The sequence below is a fragment of the Paenibacillus helianthi genome, from assembly GCF_001909055.1.
In the GTDB taxonomy this organism is placed as follows: domain Bacteria; phylum Bacillota; class Bacilli; order Paenibacillales; family Paenibacillaceae; genus Paenibacillus_AQ; species Paenibacillus_AQ helianthi.
Genome location: NZ_LVWI01000056.1, coordinates 1 through 11,981, shown reverse-complemented (window position 1 = coordinate 11,981; position 11,981 = coordinate 1). Strand labels below are relative to the sequence as shown.

At 52.2% G+C, this 11,981-nt stretch carries 12 protein-coding genes; 3 read left to right on the top strand and 9 right to left on the bottom strand.

Going from position 1 to position 11,981, the window contains the following annotated elements; genetic code table 11:
* Window position 1 precedes the first annotated feature (1 nt).
* Window positions 2-577 carry a TetR/AcrR family transcriptional regulator gene (locus tag A3844_RS21140; RefSeq protein ID WP_074083221.1) on the top strand — a complete coding sequence of 192 codons (576 nt, stop codon included), beginning with the start codon at window positions 2-4 and terminating at the stop codon, window positions 575-577.
* On the opposite strand, the gene A3844_RS21135 is transcribed toward A3844_RS21140, so the two are convergent.
* The 4 genes from A3844_RS21135 to A3844_RS21120 all read right to left on the bottom strand — a co-directional run bounded on the left by A3844_RS21135 (window position 551) and on the right by A3844_RS21120 (window position 2,837).
* Entirely contained in the window at window positions 551-736 is a 186-nt protein-coding gene (locus tag A3844_RS21135) for an aspartyl-phosphate phosphatase Spo0E family protein (protein ID WP_074083220.1), read from the bottom strand. The genes A3844_RS21140 and A3844_RS21135 overlap by 27 nt on opposite strands.
* 174 nt (window positions 737-910) lie before the next feature.
* Window positions 911-1,669 carry a DUF3600 domain-containing protein gene (locus A3844_RS21130; RefSeq protein ID WP_074083219.1) on the bottom strand — a complete coding sequence of 253 codons (759 nt, stop codon included), beginning with the start codon at window positions 1,667-1,669 and terminating at the stop codon, window positions 911-913.
* A complete protein-coding gene (locus tag A3844_RS21125; protein ID WP_074083218.1) occupies window positions 1,659-2,243 on the bottom strand; it encodes a sigma-70 family RNA polymerase sigma factor in 585 nt (194 codons plus the stop codon). The genes A3844_RS21130 and A3844_RS21125 overlap by 11 nt, the downstream gene beginning before the upstream one ends.
* Window positions 2,244-2,420: 177 nt before the next feature.
* The gene (locus A3844_RS21120; RefSeq protein ID WP_074083217.1) at window positions 2,421-2,837 is read right to left on the bottom strand and encodes a MarR family winged helix-turn-helix transcriptional regulator; all 417 of its coding nucleotides are present in this window, start codon (window positions 2,835-2,837) and stop codon (window positions 2,421-2,423) included.
* 204 nt (window positions 2,838-3,041) lie between these two features.
* On the opposite strand from A3844_RS21120, the gene A3844_RS21115 reads away from it, so the two are divergent.
* Both A3844_RS21115 and A3844_RS21110 read left to right on the top strand, forming a co-directional pair.
* A complete protein-coding gene (locus tag A3844_RS21115; RefSeq protein ID WP_074083216.1) occupies window positions 3,042-4,175 on the top strand; it encodes a stalk domain-containing protein in 1,134 nt (377 codons plus the stop codon).
* 4 nt (window positions 4,176-4,179) lie between these two features.
* A complete protein-coding gene (locus A3844_RS21110; RefSeq protein ID WP_083606951.1) occupies window positions 4,180-4,959 on the top strand; it encodes a TatD family hydrolase in 780 nt (259 codons plus the stop codon).
* Window positions 4,960-5,145: 186 nt separating this feature from the next.
* On the opposite strand, the gene A3844_RS21105 is transcribed toward A3844_RS21110, so the two are convergent.
* The 5 genes from A3844_RS21105 to A3844_RS21085 form a co-directional block, all read right to left on the bottom strand.
* Window positions 5,146-5,724 (bottom strand): histidine phosphatase family protein, encoded by a 579-nt coding sequence (locus A3844_RS21105; RefSeq protein ID WP_074083214.1) that lies wholly within the window; start codon window positions 5,722-5,724, stop codon window positions 5,146-5,148.
* A 25-nt stretch (window positions 5,725-5,749) separates the two neighbouring features.
* Entirely contained in the window at window positions 5,750-7,027 is a 1,278-nt protein-coding gene (locus A3844_RS21100; RefSeq protein WP_074083213.1) for an MFS transporter, read from the bottom strand.
* Window positions 7,028-7,110: 83 nt separating this feature from the next.
* Window positions 7,111-8,265, bottom strand: a complete 1,155-nt coding sequence (locus A3844_RS33780) for a winged helix-turn-helix domain-containing protein (RefSeq protein ID WP_074083212.1) — start codon at window positions 8,263-8,265, stop codon at window positions 7,111-7,113.
* A gap of 45 nt (window positions 8,266-8,310) precedes the next feature.
* Complete coding sequence (locus A3844_RS21090) at window positions 8,311-8,979, bottom strand: YjgB family protein (RefSeq protein WP_074083211.1); 669 nt, start codon at window positions 8,977-8,979, stop codon at window positions 8,311-8,313.
* Between the two features lie 212 nt (window positions 8,980-9,191).
* Window positions 9,192-11,981 (bottom strand): chitobiase/beta-hexosaminidase C-terminal domain-containing protein (locus A3844_RS21085; RefSeq protein WP_074108384.1); only part of this gene is annotated, 2,790 nt, incomplete at its 5' end.

Here is an 11,981-nt window from a genome sequence, read left to right as displayed (position 1 = left end):
TATGGATAAAAAAAGAGGACGTCCGCGCAACAACGAGGCTGAGGCTTCCATTCTTGCCGCATCCTATGATTTGCTGCTGGAGGCGGGGTTTGGCGCGGTAACTGTTGAGAAAATTGCGGAACGGGCGAAAGTCAGCAAAGCGACAATCTATAAATGGTGGCCCAATAAAGCGGCCGTGGTGCTTGATGGATATCTGTCCGCGGCATCTGCCAGGCTTCCCGTGCCGGACACGGGCTCCGTACAGGAGGATATTCGAATTCATGCGACGAATCTGGCTGTTTTTCTATGCAGCCGTGAGGGAAGGGTTATTACCGAGTTGATTGGAGAGGCGCAATTCGATGCAGGCCTGGCTGAGGCTAACCGAACCAGATTCTTTGCACCACGCCGCCAGGAAGCCAGGGAGCTGCTGGAGCGTGGAGTAGCCCGGGGTGAACTTAAAAAGGATTTGGATGTGAATTACAGTATTGATCTTATGTATGGACCGATATTCTACCGTCTGCTGATTACAGGGGACATGCTGAATGGGGAATTTGTAGAAAAGCTGCTGGCGTTAGCCTTCGAGGGGATTCGCGCGTAGTGATTCTTTGTCTTCTCTTGTATATTCATTAATTAATTCATCCAGCTTCATGGATTGCTTAATTACTTTCGGATGCAGCAGTCCATAGGTTGTTTCGATCTCATTCAGCTTCCTGCGCTCCGCTTCGATGCGCTGCTGAATGGCTTCCAGCTTCTTCATATACATAACCTCCCTTAGGTATTTTAGAGGGTTATGTGAAATTATAGGATGTAAGGCAAAATGCAGCATTGAATGAAAAACCGCCGGAATGCAAGGTTATACCTTCCGGCGGTTTTTGCTGTGCTATGGATTTACGGCGAGGGTGCCGCCTCTAGCCGGGCAGCCTTAAGCCTATTACTGGATTGGCTTGAGCATGATACCCAGCTTCTTCAGATAAGGGTTCAGCTCCTCGGTCAACCGGGACTGATTGTTCAGGTCAGCCTTGGTAAACCGTTCCGGATGAGTACTGCCATCCGGGTCCGTTGCTTTGGCATTAAGGAGGTTAAATTCACTGATTAATTGCTGGAACTTGGCCAGCTCTTTACCGCTGAAGGTCTGCTTCGCCTTGGCAAGCTGCTGTTCCCAGAACGTATCGGAGTCCATCTGCTTCAGCGGTTGCTGCGGTGCCCCGGTATTTACCAATTTGCTGAAATAGGGCTCAAGCTCTGCCGCCAGCTTGTGATACCGCTCCTGATCCGCAGCACTCAGCTTCTCGGGATGAAGTACTCCTGCCGCATCGGTAATCTGCAGATTGAAGCCGCCAATCTCATGCAGCAAACGGGTCAGACTTTGGAAATCCTCCTTACTCAGGCTCTGCTTCGCCTGCTGGAGCTTGGCTTCAAGCTGGTCATACTGCTCAAGGGTGCCGCCGTTTTGAATATAGTTGTCCTGTGAACCATATACGGAATCAGCCAAGTAATTGTATCCGGCATAGACTCCGGTCGGGATGATCAGCGATGCCGCTATTATCGTAGCTACGAGCCATTTCTTCATGCGTCTGCCCCCTTGTCCGGGTGAAATCCCATTCAGAATCTTCCCCTTCAGTTCCGGTGGGGCGCTCCAGCCTTCGGTTTCTGCTTGCAGCGTCCGCCGCAGGTTCTCTTCAAGACTCATGCATCTCCTCCACCTTCCCTATTCTAATGGTGTCAGCCTTTTGTTTCCGGCGCAGCTTCTGCAATGCAGCATGAATGCGGGATTTGACAGTCCCCAGCGGAATGCCGAGGATTGCTGCGGCCTCTTCCTGGGAATATTCCTGCAAATAGTGCAGAACAATGACCTGCCTCAGCTTGTATGGCAGACTGTTCACCTTATCCATGAGCATATGGCTGGACAGCCTGTCTATGACTTCACCGGCAAAATCAGCATCCGGGATTGAGGCAGTGTGCTCCGCTTTCTTTGTGATCCGGAGCTGTCTCCAGCCTTTCCTCCGATAAGCTTGAACCTGCCGCATCACCAGTCCCATCAGCCAAGGCTTAAACGCCCGGGTCCCATCATACTGCTCCAGCGAGCGGTGCAGCTCGAGATAGATATCCTGCACCACATCGTCCGCATCGGAAGGCTCGGAAACGAGGAAACGCACAGTCCGGTAGACATCGCGAACAGTCGCTTCATACAACTCCCCATAGGCTTCACGGCTGCCGGCCAGCGTGCGCGCTATGAGCTGCGAGTATTCGGTTTGCTCTTCCATCTGTCTTCCCCTCCTTCAGGCTTACACTATGTATTGGAAGGAAACGCTCAGATCGTTCGATTTATTTTTAGGATTCATTATACGGGACCACAACTGAAAACAAATAGGACCCTCCATAAATGGAAGGCCCGACTGCTCTCGTGTATGCCTATTTTCAGGTGATCCATTCGGAAGTTATCACAGCTTAATCTTCTCCAGTAAAGCAAGCAGCTGCTGTTTCTCCTCCGGTACAAACTCCGTATAGACTGCATCAAGAAGCGTTACTGATATTTCTTCGAAGATGGGCTGGAGCTCCCGGCCTTTAGGTGTAAGCGACAGGCGATGTATCCGTCCATCCAACGGGTCTTGTTCCCGTTTCACATAATCAAACCGTACTAATTTGTCAACCAATGCCGTTATCGTAGACTTGTCCTTGTCGATTGAGCAGGATAACTGGTTCATCGTAATGTTTTCCCGGGCAAACAGCTGAAACAAAATATCCCCGTGTGAAGGGGCAATTCCATGAATATTATGTTTTTTGAGCTCCCGTTCAATGAACTTGTTCCCGCGCCGGTGAATTCGGCCGATGGCCGCCAAGATATTATTCTCATTCATTCTCCCATGGTAAGTTTATACAAAAAAAGTGTCAAGCCCCTCCTGTATCCGGCACACCCAAGCGCGAATCCATCGTATCCTTTGCTGCCCACCGCCCAAACGTAACAGTCCTGACTTCTTATTGTTAACGGATCGTGGCCCCCGGGCGGATCATTTACAGTATAATTGAATAGATTGGAACTTTTAGACTCTGGAGGTTATTCTGTGAAAAAAATACTGACCGCTTCCGCCCTCGCCCTGCTAATTGCCGGATGTGCGGCAGCTCCAACTATAGATTCAATATCCGCCGCCGCACCACTCACCCTGTCTGTAGACGGCCAACCTGTTCTGCCCAAGCTTCATCCGTTTCATTCCGGGGAGATCCTGTATGTTCCCGCAAGAGTGCTGCTGGAATATTATCCGGTTGAATTGAAATGGGATAATACACGTAAAAAGCTCACCCTAACCGATAACAGCTCCCGTACGATTCTTTCACCCGGCCGTTCAGCCATGCAGGTTCAATATACGCAGACTGACGGCGGTTATGAAGACAGCCTTGAAGGGCCTGTCCTTCTGAAGGAGGGGCATGTGTATATTTCTGCTGGTGCGGTGTCTTCATTAACTGGGGCCGAAGCCAAGCTAACAGCCTCTGGTAGTGCAGTATCCATTACGTCTGGAGATGTCAGTACATCCGTGCGGGTTCCCGCTGAACCATTGGCGGTCGCAGCTGGCACTTCCGGCAAGGTCAAGCTGTATGCGGCCCGGAAGGATGGCAGTACCTATAAAGGGTTTATCCTCGAGGTGAATGGCAGAAAGCACAGTTTCAAATGGGAAGCTCCCAGACTTGGGTCTTACCCTCCGGTGCTTTACTATGCCGATGTGGATAACGACGGAAAACCGGAAGCTACAGTGGTATTCAGCCTTGGCACAGGAACCGGAATTTCCCTGGAGGGGGTCCATGTGGTCAAGCCGGAAGAGTGGAAGGAGCTTGCGGTACCGGCAGCAGAAAAGGTTGCTTCGGCAGCTGTCACCTCCAAGATCTTGCTCGACAATGGCGATGTTGTGGTCCGGCTTGAGCTTGCCGGCCCTGCTCCATCGAAGGTGACCTTGAGGCTTCCCGGCCGTGCCGGGGATGGCGGTCTGAACCATTTTGGCACACAGGTTGGGATCGGGGCAGTTACTCATTATCAAGTGGCAAATGGTAAGCTGAAGGCAGAAACCAGTGTAAATGCTGGAATTGAGGAGAGTATGGGGACATTGATGCTGGATTACAAAGCAGGCAGTGGAGGATTGAACCTGGACTCGATCCGTTTTGAACCCTACGATACTACGAAGCAGTATGTGGAAAAGGAGCAGTGAACCAATGATTGATGCCCATATTCACCTTGAGCAATATACAGATTCAGAACTGGAAACCATGCTGCATGGGCTTCCGGAGCATAACCTCCACTCGCTGGTTGCCGTCTCAATGAATCTGGACTCCTGCATCCGCACACAGGATATCGCTACGCGGTATCCGGGCCGGGTGAAACCGGCCTACGGTTTCCATCCCGAGCAGCCGGTACCGGCGGAAGAAGAGCTAGCCGCGCTAATACTGTGGATCAGTCAGCACGCGGAAAATATGGTGGCTATAGGCGAGATCGGGCTTCCCTACTATTCAAGAGCGGAAGCGCTGGAGCGCGGTGAAGCTTTCGAAGTGGAGCCTTATATGCGGCTTCTGGATGAGCAGCTTGCTCTGGCTGCCCGGCTGGACAAGCCGGTAATCCTGCATGCCGTCTATGAGGATGCCGTGACCGCCTGTGATTTGCTGGAGAAGCACGGCATCACGAGAGCTCATTTTCATTGGTTCAAGGGTCCGGAAGAAGCGGTTCTTCGCATGATTGAACGGGGTTACCACATCTCCTTCACACCGGATATTGTATATGAGCCGGAGATTCAGGCACTCGCACGGCGCTATCCGCCGGGGCTGGTCATGGCCGAGACGGATGGTCCTTGGTTGTTCGAAGGCCCTTTTGCCGGACATCCTACCCATCCGGCAATGGTTCATGACGTTGCAGCAGCCTGGGCAACGCTCCATGGATATTCCGCCGATCAGGCGAAGGCGATGCTGACCGCCAATACGGCACGCTTTTATCAGCTGTAGCCTTGGCGGCTCAATGGCCCCCCTTCGACGTTCTCATCAAACCGTCAACAAGATTCATGACAAAATAAAGTCTTCATTCAGCAGCCGCTGCTCCCGCTTCATTTAGACATAAACCAGCGTCCGGGGCAAGGTAGTGGTTGCTGCTGATATTCGTTGAACGGCTTCACAAATTCAGGGAACTGCACTTCAGTCGTTAAGGGGCAGTCTCTCCACATGAGTCAGTAGTCCGTCTATAATTTCCATACAGTAAATATCCGGCTTGGTGGTCTGCATCAAAAAATCCAACCCATATTCTCCGGCAAACTCATTCATCATCAGCGTCATCACCATGCCGTGAGTACCGATAACAATCCGCTCGTCCGGGTGATTCCGCAGAATCGCCTTCAGCGCCTTTACGGCCCGGTCTTTACAGACCCGATTGGACTCTCCGCCACCCTCCAATACAAAATCCGGCTCCTCGAACATCCGCTCCAGATATGGATATAGTTCCGGGTCCTGCAGCGTACGGTCGTCAACCGTCCAGCATTTTTCTTTTAAATCCTCAATCCTATGGACTTCTTGGCCTAGTACCTTAGCCAGTCCGGCAATTGTATCCACTGCTCTGACATAGGGACTGCTGTATAGCGTATGTATGCCTTCGTTCAGCAACCGTTCCGTTACTCTACGCGCATCCTTCTCACCCTGAGGGGACAATACGCGAGATCTTTCATTGCCCGAGGTTTTGAGCGAATCTCCATGCCGAACCATATAAATGTAAGTTGTCATTGGACCCTCCTGTAAATGAGATATGTTAAGAACTATGCTCCACTGCTGTCTGTCCCCGCTCCGGCTTGGCCTCAGGCCAAAGTAACCGGCCAAAGAGGATACCGGCGAGCCCGAGCAGCACTTGAACGACGCCAAAATCCAAGAAGATACGGCCAGGCCCGGCCATTTGGACCAGTAGCCCTCCCAGCAGAGGCGCCGCAATCATCACCACCCCGAGGATGGTGCTCTGAATGCCGAAGATACGGCCGGTCATGTGGGGCGGGGTTTCTTTTTGCAGGCAGTAATTGAAGGTCACGAAAAAGGTTCCATTCCCAATCCCCAGTACGAAGCCGAACAACAACACCCAAAGCGCAGAAGCGCCCGGCTGTAGTAGTCCGAGACCCCCAACCGATCCGCCGATCAGCACATAACCCGTACCCAGTCTCAGACCATAACGTGTTCCCGGTTTCAACTTACCCAGAAGCAGAATGACAGCTACGGCACCTACGCCGGAGGCGGCCACCATCCAGCCCAGCAGGGATTCATTCACCGGTGAGATCACCCGGAACAGGCTGGTGAACTGGAAATCAATGATCTGAATCGCCAGAGCGCCGGCAAGTCCAAATAACATCGTATGCAGCAGCAAGCGGCTGCGCAGCATAAAGCTCCAGCCCTCTTTCCACATCATACCCATTGGAACTCTCTCCGCCTGCGTCTGTGCAGCCGGGAGTTCACCTTCTGTAGGGATGTTTTTGACCGAGAGGAGAAGCAAATAGGAGCCTACCCGAAATACGGCATTCAGCAAAATACACCAATGCGGACTGAGCAGCGTAAGCGCAACACCGCCAAGCAGGGGACCGGCGATTTTGGAGCCCTGGTTCACGATACCGTTCAGAGAGGTGGCCTGAAGCAGCTGATCCTCTCTGACAATACTGCGGGTCATGGACTGCTGAGCCGGAACGTTCAGCGTGGAAATCGAAGATCGCAGCACCAGCAGCGGCAGCAGCCACACCATACCGGGTGCGAACAACACCAGTACGGTCAGGATCGCGGTAAGCAGATCGCACATGCGCATCAGCTTCAGCTTGTTCAGGCGGTCGGCAGCGACCCCGGCCACAGAGCCGAGCAGAACGCTTGGCAGCGCCATGGCTACCGGAATCAGTGCCAGCATTAGCGGACTGGCCTGCCAGCGGTAGCCGACGAGAACCTGAATCGCCAGTGTATCGAACCAGTCACCAAAAGTTGCTGTGGCGAAAGCGCTGTACACGCGCATGTATACTTTGTTGTGCAGCAGGCTGTTCCCCTGCTTCAGAGAAGTTTCCATCTGTCATTCCTCCAGGTTACATTTAGAATCATGGAACAGGATCATTCATGATCTAACTGTAACGGGGAATTGTCAGAGAATAATCAGAGGGATTTGAGCAATTGCTGCATCAGGTGCTCCAAAGGCTTCTCCATCCGGTTTAACCCGGATTGCTCCAGCTCCAGCGCGAACAAGTCTTCATATTTACGCTGCAGTTTTTTGGAGGGCGGGAACATACGGCAGAAATGGACAATCCGGTATAATGCGTAGAGCCTCAGCGGAACGAATTCTGACATCTCCAGTACCTGCAAGCCCTCATCCAGCAGATTCTCAGATTCCTGCCAATGTTCCAGCCGTAAGCTCCAAAGTCCCTTTACCACTTTATAGCTACCAATCTCCCGTAGAAAGGGCTTCTCCTGAAGGACAGCTGCAATCGCTTCGTCCACCCGGTTAAGCTTGTCATCCCCGGTTCCCGCCACGAGATGCACAAAAAGTTCCGTAATCAAGGTCACGGGAATGAAATTTTCATAACCAAGCTCAGCAATGACCTGATATGAATGTTCCAAACGCTCCACGGCCCGCTCCGGTTGTCCCGCAAGAGTGAACAAGTCCAGAATCGTGAGGATTTCCAGCTCCAGCTGATATTCAGGGTACAGCAGCTGCCGTTCAATGATCTGCTCGCAATACGCAAGTCTCTCCTTGGGATCACCAGAGAAAAAGTGGTACAGCAGCAAATAAAACAGCCGGTCCTTGAGCGGAACTTCTTCCGTGTGCAACAGCCAATCCAAATCTCCCTGTACAAAGTGAATGACCATCGAATATTCCGGGTCCAGCTCAAACCCAAGAATGTCCTGCTGGCGCGCCAATGTCAGCATGGATTTGCCTTGGCCGTATACATGAAACTTGGAGAATACACCGCGCATGGTTTCGCGCAGCTCCAAATCATTCGTTGTGGGATTGATCATTACGCCGGCTGGAGTTCCCGGCAGAGTCAGACTGTACCCGAACCCCCGGACAGTCCGAATGCCCAGGCCGCTCAGGACGGCCAGCTTTTTGCGCAGCCGGTAGATATGGTCATCCACTGTCCGTTCTACCGGGTACTCCAATGGCCATACATGATCCAGCAGCTGCTCCCGGCTGAACGTACGCCCACGGTTGCGGTACAGAAATTGCAGAAGAGCGAATTCCTTGGGCAGCAGCGTGATCGTAATCCCGCCTGCTGTGACGGTGTATTCGCTCCCGTCTAATTCAAGTTGCATAGCCGAACCTCTTTTCCAAGGATAAGTCCATGGAGGTATTATAGCTTATCCGGCCATATTGTTAATCGAATCCTGTTCAGAAAATACAGAAATATGATCCACCGTGCTGGAAGCGTCTGGAATGATGAACTTGAGATCGTATTGCTTGCCTGCCTGGTAAATGTAGATTTTATCGCTGCCATTGACCGTGGTATGATCCGGTGTGCCGAGCACTGCTTCAATCTGCTTCAGTGTCAGCTTCTGCAGATCGGCAGCACTGGAACGGACGTCAAAGATCTTGCTGCCCTTATTGAAGCCGAAGACCACATGCTTCTTACTGTATGTTGAATAGATGCCTTTACCCGCCGACTCCTTCGTATCGGGCTCGCCCCAGGCCGCTTCCACCTCGTCAATTAACCCGGTGTGTGCAGCATATTCCACACCTGGTACTTTGCCTTGCTGTGCCAGCTGTAAAAGCTCTTCAAGCAGCTTGCTGCTGTCCTCTGGTGAAGAGGCTGATTCGCTGCCTCCGCCTGCAGCATTTGGCGAAGCCGCAGACGGTACTTTCGACGGTTCTGTGGAAGGCGCAGGCGAGCTGCTTGCCTCCGGTTGTGAAATTGCCGTAGCTTCCGGGGTGGCGTTAGCTGCGTCATTATTGGAGGAGCTGCAGGCGGAAAGCCCCAATATACCAGTTAGTATTAGGATTCCGGCTGTTGCTTTGAATGAAGTGTTCATGCAGTATCATCTCCTTGGGTTGTCTGTTCTCTCTGAGATCAATCTGTTCATTCTGACGGGTGACAATCCGTAAAGGTTGCAGCGGTGGGTATTGCCGGATGACCCAGTGGAAACGGCTTTGCCGTCCTTGATTTATAGCAAGAAACATATATTCAGGAAAAAAAAGCGCCTCCCGGCTGCTGGGCAGCTCGGGAGGCGCAAGGTGATTTTATCTAGATCAAATTGGACTTTTGCAGCAATCTTTGGATCATAGCAGCAACCTCGGCTCTTGTAACATAAGCTTGAGGAGACAACTGGGAGGCACTGCGTCCGGAGACGATACCTGCCTGAATACTATCCGCAGCACTGTTCACTGCCCACTGCGAGACAATGCCGGCATCCTTGAACGGGCTTAACAGCTCAGTTGCGGTTTGAGCCGGAAGTTTGTCTTTCAATGCGGTGATCTTCATCGCCTTAGCTATGATGGTCATCGCTTGCTCCCGGGTAATCTTGTCTGCCGGACGGAAGCTGCCGTCTTCGAATCCAGTGATTAGATTGTATGCATAGGCGGTTTGGACCACACTACTGTACCAAGCCCCTGCCTTCACATCCGTAAATGGAGCTGTGCTGTTTTCCAGCTTCAGTCCAAGTCCGCGTACGATGATTGCAGCGAATTCAGCGCGTGTGATATCCGCATCGGGAGTAAATATCCCCTCTTCTGTACCGTCAATGATCTTCCGTGAACCCATGTTATTGACGATATCTTTAGCCCAGTGTCCGGCCATATCCTTGAATTCCAGTGGATTCCAGATAATGGAATAGGTACTGTTGGTTAAGCTGTTCACCTTGGCAAAATACTTTTGGTCAATCGTTGTGACCTTAGTAGGTACGTGTCTCACCGATCCATCCGGCTCAACCACGATGGCTGTTGTAATCTTCTTCGGATCCACACCCTCCGGAAGAGCCATTTCCCGTTCTACATAGGCGTTAAATTTGGAGATTTCAATGGTTTTACCATCATACTCTGCCCGCACCACAAAATTGAGCGGAGGTGCAACTAACGTGAATCCGCCTTGAACAGCCGAATTCCCTACTATTCTTAATGTATCCGCTGCAGGAGTAGCAATTTCAATTTTGATTTTAATATCCTCAAGAGCAACTGTAGTTCCGAGCTGACTTGAGATTGCATCAATATTGATTTGCCCAGCAGGCAGGGTATAGGTTGCCGTTCCACTCTTCAACTCTAATACCGCTTGCTTATTCTCCATATTCTTAATCATTTGACCATTCAACTCGCCAATAACAATATCCGATTTCAGGTTTACCGGAATTGTAATTACAGCACCCTGCCCTTCCACCGCGAGTTTCTCTTCCAGCTTGACCTGATCAATGGCTACGGTCAAGGCCGTCTGTCCATTTACTGTGGCAGTGGATACTGTTCCGGCGCTCTCCACCTTGCCATTTACAAGAATGTCAAAACCGGTGGGGGCTGGTGCCGCTGTTGGTATTGACATTGATGTTGGTGTTGGTGTTGGCGTTGGTGTTGGTGTTGGTACAGCAGGCGAAGGGTCTCCCCCTCCGCTGGATGGAGCGATTGGCATTACGGCATTCGATAAGGCTGAGGCCGTGCTGCTGCCTGCGCTGTTGACCGCTTTTACCGTAAAAGTATAAGTCGTTCCATTGGTAAGTCCCGTGACTGTAATGGGACTTGCAGTTCCATTAGCTACAATATTCCCCGGCGAGGAGGTAATCTCATACCCTGTAATCGGGCTGCCTCCGTTTGTCTCAGGCGCCGTGAAGGAAATGATCGCTTGCCCACTACCGGATACTGCTGTTACATTGGCCGGAGCCCCTGGAACTGTTTTTGGAGTGGCGCTCCGTTCGTTGGAGGCCGCACTGTCACCTTCCGCATTGGTTGCTTTGACCACAAAATAATAGGTCGTTCCATTTAATAGATTCACCGCATTATAGCCGTAGACTGAACCGCTGACGGTATCGACTTCACTGCCATATGCCGAATCAGCCAGTCTTTGGAAAATCTTGTACCCTGATGCACCCTCTACCGGCGTCCAGATCAATTGCACCTGAGCATTACCGAAAACTGCGGATTGCAGTAAAGGTACACCGGGTACAGGAACCGTTGTATCGGTTACTGTAATTTCTAAATTCTGAACTGCGCCTGCGCTAAATCTGAAGGTTAAGTTCGTTGTACCTGTAGCCATAGCAGCAAGGTATTCCTTGGCAATCGTTACCGTACTGCCGGACAGCGTGTAATCCGTTCCCAAAGTAAGGTTGGCTATCCCGTTGGAGATTCCGGTGAACGTATTGCCATTCAGAGTCAGTTCAACGGCCAGATCGGCCTGTTGGGTCTGTTTTTTGTCAAAAGCGGCACTGACCGGACTAATTATGCTGTTCGGTGCTGCCGAAATCGTATACACTTCGCTCATTACCGCACTGTCGGTCATCCCCGCTTTCACGGCGATGGCCTTAATCGTCACCGCGCCCGTCACCGGGATCGCGCCGCTATACACCGCGCTGGCACTGGTCGGCGTGCTGCCATCCAGCGTGTAATGGATCGCTGCTCCACTCGTTGTGGTGCTCAGCGCCACTGTCGTTCCTGACGCTACTGCGCCTCCCGCCGGATTGGCGGATGGTGCAGCCGCTTGCGCCATAATCGTGTACGCTTCGCTCATTACCGCACTGTCCGTCATCCCCGCCTTCACGGCGATGGCCTTAATCGTCACCGCGCCCGTCACCGGGATCGCGCCGCTATATACCGCGCTGGCACTGGTCGGCGTGCTGCCATCCAGCGTGTAATGGATCGCTGCTCCACTCGTTGTGGTGCTCAGCGCCACTGTCGTGCCTGACGCTACTGCGCCTCCCGCCGGATTGGCGGATGGTGCAGCCGCTTGCGCCATAATCGTGTAAGCTTCGCTCATTACCGCACTGTCTGTCATCCCCGCTTTCACGGCGATGGCCTTAATCGTCACCGCGCCCGTCACCGGGATCGCGCCGCTATATAC